Source organism: Novosphingobium jiangmenense (genome assembly GCF_015694345.1).
Lineage (GTDB): Bacteria > Pseudomonadota > Alphaproteobacteria > Sphingomonadales > Sphingomonadaceae > Novosphingobium > Novosphingobium jiangmenense.
Window position 1 is genome coordinate 27366 of sequence record NZ_JADQDC010000012.1, and the last position, 16040, is coordinate 43405.

General features: G+C 65.7%; 16 protein-coding genes. 15 read left to right on the plus strand and 1 reads right to left on the minus strand.

The window, feature by feature from the left end; translation table 11 throughout:
* The first annotated feature begins 35 nt into the window (after positions 1-35).
* Positions 36-1247, plus strand: coding sequence for an acetyl-CoA C-acetyltransferase (locus I2488_RS15595; protein ID WP_196276743.1), 1212 nt, complete (start codon positions 36-38; stop codon positions 1245-1247).
* Positions 1247-2416, plus strand: coding sequence for an acyl-CoA dehydrogenase family protein (locus I2488_RS15600; RefSeq protein ID WP_196276744.1), 1170 nt, complete (start codon positions 1247-1249; stop codon positions 2414-2416). The genes I2488_RS15595 and I2488_RS15600 overlap by 1 nt, the downstream gene beginning before the upstream one ends.
* A 173-nt stretch (positions 2417-2589) precedes the next feature.
* Here the strand turns inward: I2488_RS15600 and I2488_RS15605 are convergent, their stop codons facing one another.
* Positions 2590-2880 (minus strand): 4a-hydroxytetrahydrobiopterin dehydratase, encoded by a 291-nt coding sequence (locus I2488_RS15605; protein WP_196276745.1) that lies wholly within the window; start codon positions 2878-2880, stop codon positions 2590-2592.
* 71 nt (positions 2881-2951) lie between these two features.
* Between I2488_RS15605 and ccmA the strand changes: the two genes are divergently transcribed.
* The 13 genes from ccmA (at position 2952) to murD (ending at position 16012) form a co-directional block, all read left to right on the plus strand.
* Positions 2952-3527, plus strand: a complete 576-nt coding sequence (gene ccmA, locus I2488_RS15610; protein WP_196276746.1) for a heme ABC exporter ATP-binding protein CcmA — start codon at positions 2952-2954, stop codon at positions 3525-3527.
* Positions 3524-4186 carry a heme exporter protein CcmB gene (gene ccmB, locus I2488_RS15615; RefSeq protein ID WP_196276747.1) on the plus strand — a complete coding sequence of 221 codons (663 nt, stop codon included), beginning with the start codon at positions 3524-3526 and terminating at the stop codon, positions 4184-4186. Before ccmA ends, ccmB begins: the two co-directional genes overlap by 4 nt.
* A 63-nt stretch (positions 4187-4249) precedes the next feature.
* Complete coding sequence (locus I2488_RS15620) at positions 4250-5248, plus strand: cysteine synthase A (protein WP_196276748.1); 999 nt, start codon at positions 4250-4252, stop codon at positions 5246-5248.
* Between the two features lie 14 nt (positions 5249-5262).
* Positions 5263-5661, plus strand: a complete 399-nt coding sequence (locus tag I2488_RS15625) for a hypothetical protein (RefSeq protein WP_196276749.1) — start codon at positions 5263-5265, stop codon at positions 5659-5661.
* Entirely contained in the window at positions 5662-6378 is a 717-nt protein-coding gene (locus tag I2488_RS15630) for a motility-associated ABC transporter substrate-binding family protein (RefSeq protein ID WP_196276750.1), read from the plus strand.
* A gap of 334 nt (positions 6379-6712) precedes the next feature.
* On the plus strand, positions 6713-7186 hold the full coding sequence (locus I2488_RS15635) for a division/cell wall cluster transcriptional repressor MraZ (RefSeq protein ID WP_343071092.1): 474 nt from the start codon (positions 6713-6715) through the stop codon (positions 7184-7186).
* A complete protein-coding gene (gene rsmH, locus I2488_RS15640; protein WP_196276752.1) occupies positions 7183-8169 on the plus strand; it encodes a 16S rRNA (cytosine(1402)-N(4))-methyltransferase RsmH in 987 nt (328 codons plus the stop codon). The genes I2488_RS15635 and rsmH overlap by 4 nt, the downstream gene beginning before the upstream one ends.
* Entirely contained in the window at positions 8166-8966 is an 801-nt protein-coding gene (locus tag I2488_RS15645) for a hypothetical protein (protein ID WP_196276753.1), read from the plus strand. The genes rsmH and I2488_RS15645 overlap by 4 nt, the downstream gene beginning before the upstream one ends.
* On the plus strand, positions 8963-10708 hold the full coding sequence (locus I2488_RS15650; RefSeq protein WP_425492415.1) for a peptidoglycan D,D-transpeptidase FtsI family protein: 1746 nt from the start codon (positions 8963-8965) through the stop codon (positions 10706-10708). Before I2488_RS15645 ends, I2488_RS15650 begins: the two co-directional genes overlap by 4 nt.
* Positions 10705-12153 (plus strand): UDP-N-acetylmuramoyl-L-alanyl-D-glutamate--2,6-diaminopimelate ligase, encoded by a 1449-nt coding sequence (locus I2488_RS15655; protein WP_196276754.1) that lies wholly within the window; start codon positions 10705-10707, stop codon positions 12151-12153. Before I2488_RS15650 ends, I2488_RS15655 begins: the two co-directional genes overlap by 4 nt.
* On the plus strand, positions 12150-13619 hold the full coding sequence (locus I2488_RS15660; RefSeq protein WP_196276755.1) for a UDP-N-acetylmuramoyl-tripeptide--D-alanyl-D-alanine ligase: 1470 nt from the start codon (positions 12150-12152) through the stop codon (positions 13617-13619). Before I2488_RS15655 ends, I2488_RS15660 begins: the two co-directional genes overlap by 4 nt.
* On the plus strand, positions 13620-14684 hold the full coding sequence (gene mraY / locus I2488_RS15665; RefSeq protein WP_196276756.1) for a phospho-N-acetylmuramoyl-pentapeptide-transferase: 1065 nt from the start codon (positions 13620-13622) through the stop codon (positions 14682-14684). It begins immediately after the preceding gene.
* Entirely contained in the window at positions 14681-16012 is a 1332-nt protein-coding gene (gene murD / locus I2488_RS15670; protein ID WP_196276757.1) for a UDP-N-acetylmuramoyl-L-alanine--D-glutamate ligase, read from the plus strand. The genes mraY and murD overlap by 4 nt, the downstream gene beginning before the upstream one ends.
* Positions 16013-16040 lie beyond the last annotated feature (28 nt).

The following is a 16040-nucleotide window of genomic DNA, read 5'->3' on the forward strand; positions in this document are numbered from 1 at the left end:
CAGCCTGAGCGGGTTGAGGGAAAAGAGGAATGACCATGACCCTGCGTAGAGCCGCCATCGTCGCCCCGATCCGTACCGCCGTCGGGAAGTTTGGGGGTTCGCTTTCCCCGCTGACCGCCGGACAGCTGGGCGCGACGATCCTGACCGCGCTGATGGAACGGACGAAGATCGACCCGGCGCGCGTGGACGATGTGATCTTCGCGCAAGGTTACGGCAATGGCGAGGCGCCGTGCATCTCGCACTGGTCGTGGCTGCTGGCGGGATTGCCGGAGCAAGTGCCGGGGTATCAGCTTGACCGGCGCTGCGGATCGGGGCTGCAGGCCATCGTCAATGCGGCGATGATGGTGCAGACCGGGGTGTCCGACGTGGTCGTGGCAGGCGGCGTGGAATCGATGTCGAACGTCGAGCACTACACCACCGACGTGCGCAAGGGCGTGCGCGCGGGATCGCTGACGCTGCATGACCGGCTGACGCGCGGGCGCGTGATGAGCCAGCCGATCGAGCGCTATGGCGTGATTTCGGGCATGATCGAGACGGCGGAAAACCTTGCAAAGGACTTCGGCATCAGCCGCGAGGCCTGCGATGCTTATGCCGTGCGCAGCCACCAGCGGGCAGCGGCGGCCTGGGCCAAGGGCCTGTTCGACGATGAACTGGTGCCGGTGAGCATCCCGCAGAAGAAGGGCGATCCGGTGACCTTCGCGCACGACGAGGGCTATCGCGCCGACGCGACGATGGAGTCGCTGGGCAAGTTGAAGCCGCTCGAGAAGGGCGTGGTGACGGCGGGCAACGCCAGCCAGCAGAACGATGCAGCGGCGGCATGTCTTGTTGTCGCCGAGGACAAGCTGGACGAATTGGGCTTGGAACCGATCGCGTGGTTCCATTCGTGGGCGGCGGCGGGCTGCGATCCTTCGCGCATGGGCTATGGCCCGGTGCCCGCGACCGAGCGGCTGTTTGCGCGCAACGGACTGTCGTGGGGCGACATCGACCTGATCGAGCTGAACGAAGCCTTCGCGCCGCAGGTGCTCGCCTGCCTCAAGGGCTGGGGCTGGTCGGACGACGACAGCCGCCATGACATGCTCAACGTCAACGGATCGGGCATCAGCCTTGGCCACCCGATCGGCGCGACAGGCGGGCGCATCCTCGCCAACCTGACGCGCGAGCTGAAGCGGCGCGGCGGACGCTATGGGCTGGAGACGATGTGCATCGGCGGCGGCCAGGGCATCGCGGCGGTGTTCGAGGCGGCCTGATGATCCTCTCCCCCTACGATGCCGAAGACCATGGCGAAATTCGTGAAGGCGTGCGCAAGCTCTGCGCGCAGTTTCCCGGCGAATACTGGCGCAAGCTGGACGAGAAGCGCGAGTATCCCACCGAATTCGTCAATGCGCTGACGCAGGCGGGCTGGCTTTCGGTGCTGATCCCCGAGGAATACGGCGGGTCGGGGCTGGGCCTAAGCGCCGCCGCCGCGATCCTCGAGACGATCCAGTCCGAGGGCGGCAATGGCGGGGCCTGCCATGCGCAGATGTACATCATGGGCACGATCCTGCGCCATGGTTCGGAAGAGCAGAAGCGCCAGTATCTGCCGAGGATCGCGAGCGGCGAATTGCGCCTGCAGGCGTTCGGCGTGACCGAGCCGACCAGCGGGACGGACACGACCAGCTTGCGCACCTTCGCGCGGCGCGAGGGCGATGAATATGTGGTCAACGGCCAGAAGATCTGGACCAGTCGTGCCGAACATTCCGACCTCATGCTGCTGCTCGCCCGCACCACCCCGCGCGAGGAAGTGGCCAAGAAGACCGACGGGCTTTCGGTGTTCATCGTCGACATGCGCGAGGTGGTGGGCAAGTCGCTGACCATCCGCCCGATCCGCACGATGATGAACCACGCGACGACGGAAGTGTTCTTCGACAACATGCGCATCCCGGCGGCGAACCTGCTGGGCGAGGAAGGCAAGGGTTTCCGCTACATCCTCTCCGGCATGAACGCCGAGCGGGTGCTGATCGCGGCGGAGTGTGTCGGCGATGCCAAGTGGTTCACCCGCAAATCCGTGGAATACGCCAAGGAGCGGCAGGTGTTCGGGCGGGCGATCGGGGCCAATCAGGGCGTCGCGTTCCCCATCGCCAAGGCCTACGCAAACATGCGCGCAGCCGAACTTATGGTGCGTGAGGCAGCGCGGATGTACGAGGCCGGTCTGCCAATGGGCGCGGAGGCGAACATGGCCAAGATGCTCGCCGCCGATGCCTCATGGGAAGCGGGCAACGCCTGCGTCCAGACCCACGGCGGCTTCGGCTTTGCCGAGGAATACGACGTGGAGCGCAAGCTGCGCGAGACGCGGCTCTATCAGGTCGCGCCGATCAGCACGAACCTGATCCTGTCGTTCCTGTCGGAGCACGTGCTGGGACTGCCGCGCAGTTACTGACTGCGTTTGGGCAATTCGTTCGAGGTGTCCGACGGCGCTTCGAGGACGCGCTCGTCATTGCGAGGAGACGAAGTCGACGAAGCAATCCAGAGGAGGAAATGCCGCCCTGGATTGCTTCGCTGCGCTCGCAATGACGAACTAAAGGTTTCTGGAGTTGCGCCAACCTGCTCCTCTTACAAAAACGTTTCCATCGCCCGCGCCATGGCGGCGTCTCTTGCCGAGAGGCCATCGGCGTCGTGCGTGGTAAGCGTTACCTCGACGCGATTGTAGACGTTGAACCATTCGGGGTGGTGGTCGGCCTTTTCGGCGTAGAGCGCGACGCGGTTCATGAAGCCCCAGGCTTCCGAGAAATCGGCGAAGCGGAAGGTGCGGACGATGGCGAGGCCGTCTTCACGCAATTGCCATTCCGGAAGCTCGGCAAGCAGGGCATCGCGTTCGGAATCGGTCAGGCGGGCAACGGTCATGCTTGGTCCTTTGGCATCCTTGGCAGTTGCCGCCGTTTCCCCTATCCCCCCGTTTCATGCAAGCCTCTCCCATGCAAGAGTGCGGTCTCGTCGCCACGGATATTGCCTGCAGGCGCGGGGACCGGCTCCTGTTCCGGGGGCTGTCGTTCGATCTTTCCGGCGGTGAAGTGGTCCACCTTGCCGGCCCGAACGGGATCGGCAAATCGAGCCTGATCCGGATCCTGGCGGGGTTGCTGCGACCGTTCATGGGCACTGTGGAGCGCCAGGGCGGGCTGGCGCTTTCGGACGAGCGGCTGGCGCTGGATGGCCACGAACCGCTGGAAAATGCGCTGGCGTTCTGGCAGCGGATCGACCGTGCGCCTCAGGGCAATGCCGACTTCGGGCTGGCCGACCTGCTCGACGTGCCGGTGCGCTACCTTTCGACCGGGCAGCGCAAGCGCGCGGCGCTGGCGCGGGTGGCGGCGAGCGGCGCGCCGATCTGGTTGCTGGACGAGCCGTTGAATGGACTCGACACGCACTGGTCGTGCATCGCGCAGGCGGCGATCAAGGCGCACTGCAACGCGGGCGGCGCAGTGATCATCGCTTCGCATCAGCCGCTGTCGCTCGAGGCGGTGAAGGTGATCGAACTTTTGGATTTCCAGCCGTGATCGCCAAGCTGATCCCGATCTTCTTCCGCGATCTGGTGCTGCTGACGCGCGGTGCGCAAGGGCGTGGCGGGGCGGTGCTGCCGTTGCTGTTTTTCCTGGCGGTGGCGATGCTGTTTCCGTTCGCCGTGGGGCCCGATGCGCGGTTGCTGGCGCGGACCGGTGCGGGGGTGATCTGGGTGGCCGCGCTGCTGGCGGCGATCCTGCCGCTCGACCGTCTGGTCGAGCCCGATGTCGAGGCCGGCATGTTCGACCAGTGGGCCTTGCGCGGAATTGCGGAGGAAGCGCTGTTGCTGGTGCGCATTCTGGCGCACTGGCTGAGCTTTGGCGTGCCGCTGATGCTGGCCGCCCCGATCTCGGCCGGGCTGCTGGGGCTGGACGGGCAGCAGTTGTGGACGGTTGAAGTTGGGCTGCTGCTCGGCACGCCGGGGCTTGCGGCGATTGGCGTGACCATCGCGGCGCTGACGGCGGGGCTGCGGGCGGGTTCGGCACTGGGCGGATTGCTGGCAATACCGCTGGCGGTGCCGCTTCTGATCTTTGGCGCGGGGTCGCTTCAGCCGGGCGGCGAGGGCGGGTTGCTGCTGCTCGGAGCGTGCAGTCTGGTGGCGCTGGCGGTGGCGCCCTTTGCCGGCGGTGCGGCGATCAGAGCAGGCCGCGAGTAGCGCTTCACTGCCCCCAAGCGCAAATTCATTGGCATTTGCGCCAAGTGTCCCTAACTCGGGGCCATGACTGCACCTTCGATTGCACCCGATACCATTTCGCTCATCGGCAACACGCCGCTCGTCCTGCTCAAGGGGCCGAGCGAGGCGGCAGGGGCCGAGATCTACGGCAAGTGCGAGTTCGCCAATCCCGGCGCTTCGGTGAAGGACCGCGCGGCGCTGTGGATCGTGCGCGATGCCGAGGAGCGCGGTGTGCTGCAGCCCGGTGGCACGATCGTCGAGGGCACGGCGGGCAACACCGGCATCGGCCTTGCGCTGGTCGCCAATGCGCGTGGCTACAAGTCGGTCATCGTCATGCCCGAGACGCAATCGCGCGAGAAGATGGACACGCTCCGGGCGCTGCGGGCCGAACTGGTGCTGGTGCCGGCGGCGCCCTTCTCCAATCCGGGGCACTTCGTCCACACCTCGCGCCGGATCGCCGAGGAGACCGAAGGCGCGATCTGGGCCAACCAGTTCGACAATATCGCCAACCGCCGCGCCCATATCGAAAGCACCGCGCCCGAGATCTGGGAGCAGATGGGGCACCGCATCGACGGCTTTACCTGCGCGGCGGGCACGGGCGGGACGATTGCTGGCGTCGGGCTGGGGCTCAAGGCTTTCGACGAGAACATCACGATCGCGCTGACCGATCCCCATGGCGCGGCGCTCTACAACTATTACGCCAATGGCGAGTTGAAGGCGGAAGGCTCTTCGGTGGCCGAGGGCATCGGGCAGGGGCGCATCACCGCAAACCTCGAAGGCGCGCCGATCGATACGCAGTTCCGCATCTCGGACGTGGAAGGGCTCTACTGGGTCGAGCGGCTGCTGGCCGACGAAGGACTTTGTCTTGGGCTGTCGAGCGGGATCAACGTGGCAGGGGCCGTGGCCCTCGCCAAGCAACTCGGCAAGGGCAGCCGGGTGGCGACAATCCTGTGCGATACCGGCTTCCGATATCTGTCGTCGCTCTACAATCCCGAGTGGCTCAAGGCCAAGGGATTGCCGGTGTTCCCTTGGCTGGAGCAATAGGCTAGGCTGCGGCCATGGCACTGTTCGGCTTTCCTGCAGGCAATCAGGCTCCCGCCCCGAGCGAGGCGGAAATCGCCGCTGCCAGCGCGCTTGCCCACGTGCCGCCGACCACGCGCGAATTGCGAGCGCAGGCCGTTCACCGGCTTCAGGTTGGGCTGTTCGGGCTGGCCGGGATGCTGCTGCTGGTGAGCCTTGCCAACGTGATCATGGATCGGGCCAAGTACATCGACGCCAGTGCGGTCAACACCGCCGCGCCAGCAGTTCAGGCGAGCGAGACTTCGGCCAAGGACCCGCTCGCGGACATGGGCGTGGCGCCGCAATTGCCGGTGACGGCCAAGGAAAAGCCGACGGTGTCGATCTCGCCGGCGCCGCCGCCAAAGCCTGCGCCCTCGGTCAACGCTCCGAAAAACTGAGTGTATCGCCGGATCGCTTTTGCCCTGCTGGCCGCCGCAGTCGCGCTGGTCGGCTGGTGGGCGTTCTCGTCTGCGCGTGTGCCCGACCGGACCCTTGGCCTGTTCACCAGTCTGCCGATCCTGTGGAACGAAGCCGATAACCTGAAGGGCATGGTCGATGCGCCTGCCGGGCGGCATTGGGCGCTGGCTGTGCTGGAACGGCGTGGGAAGGTGCTCCCACTCGATACCCTGCTTGACCTCTCGCGGGTGGACGAACTGGTGATTGCGCAGCCGCGACCGCTGGTACCGGAAGAGAACGTCGCGCTCGATGCCTGGGTGCGGCAGGGCGGGCACGTGCTGATGTTTGCCGATCCCATGCTGACGCAGGAGAGCGCCTTTGCCCTTGGTGACCGGCGCCGTCCGCAGGATGTTGCGCTGGTTTCCCCGATCCTCGCGCGGTGGGGGCTGGAATTGCAGTTTGACGAAAGCCAGCCCGGGGGTTTGCGGGAAAGCGCGGGCGAGGGGTTGCCGATCAACCTGGCCGGAGCGTTCAGGGCAATCCCCGGAGGCCACGAAGCGCGTTGCACGATTGCGGATGGTGGCCTGATCGCGCGCTGCGGGATCGGGAAAGGGCGGGCAACGCTGGTCGCGGACGCCGCTTTGCTTGAGCCTGAAGCGGACGGGAATACGCGGGCGGAGCAGCTTGAAGCACTGCTCGAGGAGGCCCTGGCGCGATGATCTCCTTTTGTTCGCGGGAATTTGCGGGTAGACTGCCGACCTTGGCGGTGAACTTCGTCCAAAGTCCCGCAGATGCGCGATTACTTTTGCAGCACGCCATGGTTACTGAGGCGGCAAGATGTAGAAAAAATGCTACGGATTCATAGCTAGACCGCATTTTCCCGCATTTTCCCCTTTTCGCCCGCCCCGTCCCGCGTTAGTAGTGTGGGTTATCGGGACGAACTCCAGTCGCATCCGCGGGGGATGAGTCGGCACCGCGCGATGGCGCGGGGTCGAGCGATGGAGCTTTGTCCGCGAGCGGGGTTTCAGCGTGGCGGGAGGGCCGGTAAATCTTGTGGGACAGGGCTTTTCGCCGCGTGGCGAAAAGGGCCGCTTCGTCCTGCCTGCCGACTTCCGCTCCGACATCTACACTGCTTCGGCCAATCAGCGCGTTCTCTGCCTCGACAAGCATCCCCGCCTGCCTTGCTTGACCGGTTTCGGCCTGTCCCGCCTCGACGAACTGGCTGCAGAGATCGATCGCGAAGAAGAGAAGAAGCTCCGCCTCGGCCTCGATTTCGACCGCGACATGGCCGAAGCGCAGGCCTACGGCTTCACCCGCGTGAGCTTCGATGAAAGCGGCCGCTTCGTCCTGCCCGAATACCTGTCCGAGCTTGGGCAGGTGGAGGACGGCCTCTACTTCCACGGCGGTGGCCGCCAGATCACGATCTGGAACCCGCAGATCCTGTTCGAGCAGGGCGATGGCTGGGCCAGCGCCAAGGCCGGCTGTCGCGCCAAGATGGCCGAAGCTGCAAAGGGGAAGCGCAAGTGACCGTTGCAGCGCCCAAGGCCCCGCACATTCCCGTGCTGCTCGAGGAGGTCGTCGAGGCTCTTGATGCCAAGCCGGGTGACCTCATTGTCGACGCCACGTTCGGCGCCGGCGGCTATACCCGTCGCCTGCTGGAATCTGGCGCGACGGTCCATGCCTTCGATCGTGATCCCGATGCGATCGCGGCGGGAAAGCTCTGGGGAGAAACCTGTGGAAAAGATCCGCGCCTGGTTCTCCATCCCCGTCGCTTTTCCGAACTGGCAGAAGGACTTGCAGAGGCCGGAATTGCGGGCGTTCAGGGCGTCGTGTTCGACATCGGCGTGAGTTCGATGCAGCTCGACCAGCCGGGGCGCGGATTTGCCTTCTCGTCCGACGGGCCGTTAGACATGCGGATGTCACAGGACGGTCCAAGTGCGGCGGATTTCCTGAATGAAGCGGACGAGGGGGACATAGCCGACGTTCTCTATCGCTACGGCGAAGAACGCCAATCGCGCCGGATCGCCCGCGCCATCGTCGCCGCCCGCCCGCTGACCACCACCGGCCAGTTTGCCAACGTCGTTCGCAAGGCGCTCGGCTATCGCCCCGACATCAAGGGGCCGAAGGCGCAGAAGGACCCTGCGACCCGCAGCTTCCAGGCGGTGCGCATCCATGTGAACGGCGAGCTGGACGAGCTGATCGAAGGTCTTGCCGCCGCCGAGAAGGTGCTGGTGCCCGGCGGCCGCATCGCCGTGGTCAGCTTCCACAGCCTTGAGGACCGCATCGTCAAGCAGTTCCTGCGCGAGGCCGCCGGGGCAGTGCCCGCCGGATCGCGCCACCTGCCGCAGATGGCTTCGAAGGCCGAACCGGTCTTCGAAAAGCCTTCCGCTGCCATCCGTCCCACGGCCGAGGAAGAGGAGCGCAATCCGCGTGCCCGCTCGGCCACGCTGCGCTGGGCCGTGCGCACGGCTGCTCCGGCGCGGGCAAGCACGGGGAGGGCGGCGGCATGATCACCACCGCAAGTCGTCTCCGTTCGGTTGGCTGGCTGGTCCTGCTGGGCTTGTGCCTCGCGCTGGTCATTGCCTTGGCCTTTCGCGTCAATGCCCTGCGCAGCCAGATCCACCATGCCGAGGCGCGCATCGTCGCGCTGAAGCAGGAGCGGATGTATCTGGAAACCGAGTTCGAGACCCGCTCAAACCAGCAGCAGCTGAAGGCCTGGAACGATGTCGAGTTCGGCTACGCAGCCCCGAACGCCAGCCAGTACATTGAAGGCGAGCGGCAGCTGGCGCAACTCAGCGTTCCTGCCACGCCGGATGCGCCCGAGCCGATCCGCGTTGCCAGCGTGGACGACAGCGTGATCGCTTCGGCCGCGTTTCCCGGCATGGTCTCGCCGCTTTCGGGCAAGCCGCTGGCCAGTGACGACCGCAAGGCTGCTGCAGCAGCGGCGGACGATGAAGACGAGGTCCGTCCGGCGCGCAAGATGGCCCGCGAAGAGGCGGTCGAGACTCTGAAGGATCGCTTGGGCAAGGTCGTCGATGCCCGCCCGCGTGGCCCGGTCCGCAAGGAAACGGCTTCCGAAAAGGAGCGCCCGACCCGCAAGGACAAAGCGGAATCGGATACCTCGGGCAAATCCAAGGTAGCGGCCAAGGGCGGCGGGAAGAGCGCCAAGGCAGACTCAAAGCCTGCCAGCAAGCCCGCGACCAAGGCCAAGACTGTTGCAACTGCGGATAAGTCGGCTTCAGGCAAGGCGAAGTCTGCCCCGGCCCCTCGCGCCACCAAGGGCAAGGAGGCTAAGGCAGCCCGGTGAACGCACTCACCGCCTCCGCCGCCATCGCCTCAGGCCGCGTCATGCTGGCCAATGTCCGCCAGCGCTCGCTGGTCGAGGCCAAGGTGCGCGCGCTGGTGGTGGCGGGCTTCATCCTGTTCATCGGCTTTGCGGCGCTCGCCCGAATTGCCCAACTGGGGCTGTTCGAAGGCTCGCCCGAGCGTCGCTCGCTGGCCGAGGCGCTGCTGCCACCGCGCGGCGAGATCACTGACCGAAACGGCGTGCCGCTGGCGCGGGCGTTCCCGGCTTATGCGCTGTGGTACAACCCCAAGGCCTTTGGCGAGAACGGCTCGCCCCTCGTCAAGTCGCCCGAGGAAGTGGCCAAGGCGCTGCTCGCGATCTTCCCGGATGCCGATTACAACGATCTGCTCAAGCGGCTGAAGTCGGACAAGCCGAGTTACCTGCGCCAGCGGGTGATGCCCGAAGATGCGAACCGTATCTTTGCCTTGGGTGAGCCTGCGCTGGAATTCCCGCGCGAGAACCAGCGCTATTATCCGCAAGGGTCGTTGGGCGCGCACGTGCTGGGCTATGTCGATACCGAAGGCCATGGCCATGTCGGCATGGAGCAGGTGCTGGAGAAGCAACTGCTTGATCCCGCGCAGCGCGGCAAGCCGGTGGCGCTTTCGATCGACATGCGGGCGCAAGGTGCGCTCGAGGACGAACTCGGGCGGGGCATGCTCGAGACCGAGGCGAAGGGTGCGGCTGGCGTCATCCTCGATGTCGATACCGGCGAAGTGGTGGCGCTGGCGTCGTTGCCCTCGTTCAATCCGAACCGGTCGGACCAGGCGCTGAACAACCTGGTGTTCAACAAGGTGACCAACCAGGTCTACGAACTTGGCTCTACCTTCAAACCGTTGAGCATCGCCGCGGCCATCGATGCGGGCGTGGTGACCGACCTCTCGGTGCGCTATCCTTCGGACAAGCCGCTGGCAATCGGCGGCTTCCACATTCGCGACAGCCACAATTTCGGCGCGTCGCTCAACGTGCCCGAGGCGCTGATCCACTCCTCGAACATTGTGACCGCACAGGTTGCCGACAAGCTGGGCGGGCCGGCGCTGAAGAAGACGATGGCGGCGCTTGGCATGAACGAGCGCCCCTACATCGAATTGCCCGCGCGTGGTTTCCCGCTCTGGCCGCGCGGCACCAACAAGGCGGGCGACTGGGCGCGCATCACGACGATGACGGTCAGCTACGGCCATGGCATCGCCGTTACGCCGCTCCACCTCGCGGCTGCCTACGCCGCAATGGTCAATGGTGGCATCTGGCGACCGGCCACCTTGTTCAAGCGCGATCCCTCGCAAATCCCCGAAGGCCGCCGCGTCTACAAGGCTTCGACCAGCGCGCGCATGCGCCAGTTGCTGCGCATGATCGTGGTCGACGGCACCGGCAAGAGCGCGAACGCTTCGGGCTATCGCGTTGGTGGCAAGACGGGTTCTGCGGAAAAGCCGGGCGGCAAGGGCGGTTACAATCGCACGTCGCTGGTCGCGACTTTCGCTGCGGCCTTCCCGATGGACAAGCCGCGTTATGTGGTGATCGCCATGCTGGACGAGCCGAAGGGCACCGCAGCGACCTCCTATCAGCGCACGGCGGCATGGAACGCTGCGCCGATCGTCGGTCGCGTGGTGCCGCGTATCGGTCCGTTCCTAGGCGTGGTGCCTGACGATACGCGCGATATCGACATTTCGGACCTGTCGCCGCTTGTGGGCAACGGAGAGGGTGAATGAAGCTCGGTGCCATCCTTGAAGCGGCGGGTCTGCCGATCGAGAATGGTGACGCCAACGTCACCGGCTTCGCCATCGATCATCGCAAGGTCGCGCCCGGCACGATCTTCGGGGCTTTTCCCGGCACGCGCTTCAACGGCGAGGATTTCATTGCCGATGCGGTGAAAGCCGGAGCCGTGGCAGTGGTCGCGCGTCCGCAAGCCAAGGTCGAAGGTGCCGTTCACGTCGCCGACGACGAGCCGCGACAGGCCTTTGCCACGCTGGCTGCGCGGTTCTTCCAGCCGGTGCCCGAGACGGTGATCGCCGTGACTGGCACCAACGGCAAGACCTCGACCGTGGAGATGACGCGTCAGATCTGGCGCATGGCGGGCTATTCCGCGGCGTCGATCGGTACGCTCGGCGTGACCACGGCAGACGAAAGCGTCTCTACCGGGCTGACCACGCCCGATATCGTCACGTTCCTTTCGAACATGACCGGCCTTGCCCGCGAGGGCGTGACCCATGTGGCCTACGAAGCCTCCAGCCATGGCCTCTCGCAGTACCGCAACGAGGGTCTTCGCGTGGTTGCCGGAGCTTTCACCAACCTCAGCCGCGACCATCTCGATTACCATGCGACGATGGAAGACTACTTCGCGGCCAAGATGCGCCTGTTCGACCATGTCGTGGATGAGAGCGGCACGGCGGTCGTCTGGATGGACGACGAATGGTCGGAACGGGCAGTGGAGCATGTCCGCCGACGGGGTCTGCGGCTGCTCTCGGTGGGCGAGCAGGGGACCGAAATCCGCCTGCTCGCCCGTACCCCTACGCAGCTTGGGCAGACGCTCGAGATCGAGTTTGAAGGCAAGGGGCGCAAGATCAATCTGCCGCTGATCGGGGCCTACCAGGCGGCGAACGCGCTGGTTTCGGTGGGGCTGGCGATTGCTTCTGGGACCGAAGCGGGGAAGGTGTTCGATTCACTCGGCCGGTTGCAGCCAGTGCGGGGACGGCTTGAGCGCGCGGCGATCAATCGCGCGGGTGCGCCGGTCTATGTCGACTATGCCCATACGCCCGATGCCATCGAGGCGGCGATCGCGGCGCTGCGCCCGCATACCACCGGGCGGCTGATCACCGTGTTCGGCGCAGGTGGTGACCGCGATGGCGGCAAGCGGCCGGAGATGGGCCGCGCCGCCTGTGCCGGTTCGGATCTGGTAATTGTCACGGATGACAATCCGCGCGGCGAGGACCCGGCGGAAATCCGTGCGGCGGTCATGGCCGGGTGCGACGGCAAGGCGCGCGAGATCGGGGATCGCCGCGCTGCCATCGCCGCAGCGATTGCCGAGGCAGGCCGGGAAGACATCGTCCTTGTTGCAGGAAAGGGGCACGAACAGGGACAGATCGTAGGCAGGGGCGACAACGTTCGCATCCTGCCGTTCGACGACGTACAGGTCGCAAGGGAGTGCACCACATGACCGCCCATCCCGCTCTCATCGCATGGCCAGAGGACCCGTCCGACGCGGCGGGTCTTGCGCTTTGGACGAGCGAGGAAATCGCGGCGGCGACGGGCGGCCGGGCCAGCGTGCCGTTTGCGGTTTCGGGCGTGGAGATCGACAGTCGAGACGTGGTCGAAGGCGACCTGTTTTTCGCGTTGAAGGGCGAGACCTCCGATGGTCACCGCTATCTCGAAGGAGCCTTCGGGAAGGGGGCTTCAGCAGCGGTGGTCGAACACGCCTGCTTCGGGCCGCACGTGCTTGTCCCAAACACCTCAAGCGCACTTGAGGATTTGGGAAAAGCCGCGCGAAATCGGGTAGATGCGGGCATTATCGGAGTCACTGGTTCAGCTGGCAAGACCGGGGTCAAGGAAGCGCTTTACGCTGCGCTCGACCGCGCCAGCCGGGGGCGCGCGCACCGTTCGGTGAAGAGCTACAACAACCATGTCGGCGTTCCGCTAAGCCTGGCGCGCATGCCGGCGCGGACCAGCTTCGGCGTGTTCGAAATGGGCATGAACCACGCAGGCGAACTGTCGGCGCTGACGCAACTGGTGCGCCCGCACGTCGCGATCATCACCACCATTGCGCCCGCGCATATCGGCCACTTCTCCGGCGAGGAGGCGATTGCCGATGCCAAGGCGGAGATTTTCGAAGGTCTCGAACACGGTGGCGTGGCAATCATTCCGCGCGACAACCGGCATTACGAGCGATTGCGCGCCAAGGCCGTGCAGCATGCCGAACGCGTTGTCAGTTTCGGGCGTGATGCGGACTCGAACGTGCGGCTGCTCGATGCGGTGGCTGCAACCGGTGGCGGTACGCTGGTCACCGCCGATCTTGGCGGTCGCAAGGTCTGCTACACGATCTCGCAGCCCGGAGAGCACTGGGTCGCCAATTCGTTGGCGATCATGGCCGCAGTCGAGGCTATCGGCGGCGATCTTGGTGCGGCCGGGCTGGCGCTGGCCGAGTTGGAAGGCCTTGCCGGTCGTGGTGCGCGGCATGAGATCGCGGCGAGCGGCGGCGACGGTTCGGGCAGGGCGTTGCTGATCGATGAAAGTTACAACGCCAATCCCGCCTCGATGGCAGTCACGCTCCGCCAGCTCGGCGCAACGCCCGCGGCGCGGCGCGTCGCCATTCTGGGGGCGATGAAGGAACTGGGCGAGGGCGAGGCGCGCTACCATGCCGAGTTGGCCGGACCCATCGCCGAGGGCAAGGTGGACAGGCTGGTGCTGGTTGGAGCCGAAATGACGCCCTTGGCCGACGCGCTGGGGAAAAGCGGCTCGTTCTCGCTTGCTGGCAAGATCGATGTGACGCATGTGCAGACGGCTTCGGAAGCGGCGGAATGCTTGGCTGCCGACGGTATTCGCGGGGGTGATGCGATCCTCGTGAAGGGGTCGAATTCGGTGGGCCTGGGCGCGATCGTGCGTTCGCTCACCACCAGGGAACGGTGAATGCTCTACCAGCTGGCCGAGTGGCTGCATTTCGAGGGATTCAGCAACCTCATCCGCTACCAGACGTTCCGCGCGGGCGCGACGCTGCTGACCGCGCTGCTGATCGGCCTGATCATCGGACCGCGCTTCATCAACATGCTGCGCGTACGTCAGGGCAAGGGCCAGCCGATCCGCGAGGACGGCCCGCAATCGCACCTCGCCAAGCGCGGCACGCCCACGATGGGCGGGTTGATGATCGTCACGGCGCTGACGCTGTCGCTGCTGCTGTGGATGGACGTGACCAGCCGTCTTGTCTGGTCCTGCGTGGTGGTGACGCTGGGCTTCGGTCTGATCGGCTTTCTCGACGATTACGACAAAGTCACCAAGTACGCGCACAAGGGCGTTCCCGCCAAGGTACGCCTCGCCGGTGAGTTCGTGGTTGCCGCGATCGCCGCGTGGCTGGCGGTCGGCGAGACCAACCTCTACGTGCCGGTGTTCAGCAATCTCTACGTGCCCCTTGGGCCGGTCTATTACCTCTTCGCGATCTTCGTGATCGTCGGCGCAGGCAATGCCGTCAACCTGACCGACGGGCTGGACGGCCTCGCCATCATGCCGGTGATCATCGCGGCGGGCACCTTTGCGATCATCGCCTATCTGGCGGGCCGCGTGGACTATTCGTCCTACCTTGGCATTCCCCACGTGAAAGGGGCGGGTGAACTGGCAATCTTCTGTGCGGGGATCATGGGGGCGGGGCTTGCGTTCCTGTGGTTCAATGCGCCGCCTGCTGCCGTGTTCATGGGCGATACCGGCAGCCTTGCGCTTGGTGGCGCACTTGGCGTGATCGCTGTCGCCGCGCATCACGAGATCGTGCTCGCCATTGTCGGCGGGCTGTTCGTGATGGAGGCCGTCTCGGTCATCGTGCAGGTCGCGGTCTACAAGCGCACCGGCAAGCGGGTGTTCCGCATGGCGCCGATCCATCACCACTTCGAACAGTTGGGCTGGAAGGAATCGACCGTCGTGATCCGCTTCTGGATCGTGTCGATCGTGCTGGCGCTGATCGGCCTTGCCACGCTGAAGGTGCGATGATCGTCTCGCTCGCCTTTTCCGGGAAGCGCTTCGCCGTTCTCGGCCTCGCCCGGTCGGGGCAGGCGAGCGTCGAGGCGCTGCTGGCGGGCGGAGCGGAAGTCACCGTGTGGGACAGCCGCGAGGAACCGCGCGCGGCCTATGAAGGGCGCTGCACGATTGCCGATCCGCTGGCGATCGACCTTAGTGGCTTCGCAGGCGTGGTGGTCAGCCCCGGCGTTCCGCTGAACCGCCATCCGATCGCCGCCCATGCCGCCTCGTTCGGAGTGCCAGTGATCGGGGACATCGAACTCTTCGCCCAGGCCCGCGCTGACCTTCCGCCACACCGCGTTGTCGGCATTACCGGCACCAACGGCAAGTCGACGACCACGATGCTGGTCCATCACATCTGCAAGGCAGCAGGGCTTGAAGCGCGGCTTGGCGGAAACATCGGGCTGCCGGTCCTCGGGCAGGAGCCGTTGCCGGAAGGCGGTGTCTATGTGCTGGAGCTTTCGAGCTATCAGATCGACCTGACGCAGAGCCTCGACTGCGACGTTGCCGCGCTGATCAACCTCAGCCCCGATCATCTTGATCGCTACAACGGCTTCGAGGGCTATGTCGCAGCCAAGGCGCGGTTGTTCCAGATGCAGTCTGCCCGGAACCACGCGGTGTTCGGCTGCGGGGACGAGCACACCCTGAAGATCGCGCGCGAGACTTCGGCAACGCACGACGCTGGCTTCGTCCATGTGGTGCAGCCCGATGCGCTCGAAGGACAGGCGGCTTGGTCCTCGCTGCAGGGGCCGCACAACCTGCAGAACGCCGCCATCGCAGTGGAGATCGCCCGGCAGCTGGGCATCGGCGAAGAGGTTTGGCGCCCGGCACTTGCCAGTTTCGTCGGCCTGCCGCACCGGATGGAGCGGGTCGCCGAGGCGAACGGGGTGCTGTTCGTCAACGACAGCAAGGCCACCAACCCGGCGTCGACTGCACCCGCGCTCGGCGCTTATCCGCGTATCCACTGGATCCTCGGCGGCCTGCCCAAGAGCGACAACCTAGACGAGTGCGCGCCATATTTCGATCACGTCGTCGCGGCCTATACCATCGGCGAGGCCGGGCCGATGTTCGCGAACATCCTCGAGCCGGTCATGCCCGTTACCCGCAGCGAGATGATGTGCGATGCCGTGCGTCAGGCGATGGAGGCTGCGCAGCCGGGCGATGTGGTGATGCTCTCGCCCGCATGCGCCAGCTTCGACCAGTTCCGCGATTTCGAGGCACGCGGCGACAGCTTCCGCCAGATCGTCGAAGCGCTGATTGCGGATGCTGATGCGCCCTGTCCGCCGGGAACCGGTTCATGAGCACGACGCCGACGCCCACACGCCTGGT

What these genes read in the sequence shown, in the direction of transcription:
- I2488_RS15595 (WP_196276743.1), top strand. Translation starts at nt 36, where the DNA reads ATGACCCTGCGTAGAGCCGCCATCGTCGCCCCGATCCGTACCGCCGTC.
- I2488_RS15600 (WP_196276744.1), top strand. Translation starts at nt 1,247, where the DNA reads ATGATCCTCTCCCCCTACGATGCCGAAGACCATGGCGAAATTCGTGAA.
- I2488_RS15605 (WP_196276745.1), bottom strand. Translation starts at nt 2,880, where the DNA reads ATGACCGTTGCCCGCCTGACCGATTCCGAACGCGATGCCCTGCTTGCC.
- ccmA (WP_196276746.1), top strand. Translation starts at nt 2,952, where the DNA reads ATGCAAGAGTGCGGTCTCGTCGCCACGGATATTGCCTGCAGGCGCGGG.
- I2488_RS15620 (WP_196276748.1), top strand. Translation starts at nt 4,250, where the DNA reads ATGACTGCACCTTCGATTGCACCCGATACCATTTCGCTCATCGGCAAC.
- I2488_RS15625 (WP_196276749.1), top strand. Translation starts at nt 5,263, where the DNA reads ATGGCACTGTTCGGCTTTCCTGCAGGCAATCAGGCTCCCGCCCCGAGC.
- I2488_RS15645 (WP_196276753.1), top strand. Translation starts at nt 8,166, where the DNA reads ATGATCACCACCGCAAGTCGTCTCCGTTCGGTTGGCTGGCTGGTCCTG.
- I2488_RS15655 (WP_196276754.1), top strand. Translation starts at nt 10,705, where the DNA reads ATGAAGCTCGGTGCCATCCTTGAAGCGGCGGGTCTGCCGATCGAGAAT.
- I2488_RS15660 (WP_196276755.1), top strand. Translation starts at nt 12,150, where the DNA reads ATGACCGCCCATCCCGCTCTCATCGCATGGCCAGAGGACCCGTCCGAC.
- mraY (WP_196276756.1), top strand. Translation starts at nt 13,620, where the DNA reads ATGCTCTACCAGCTGGCCGAGTGGCTGCATTTCGAGGGATTCAGCAAC.
- murD (WP_196276757.1), top strand. Translation starts at nt 14,681, where the DNA reads ATGATCGTCTCGCTCGCCTTTTCCGGGAAGCGCTTCGCCGTTCTCGGC.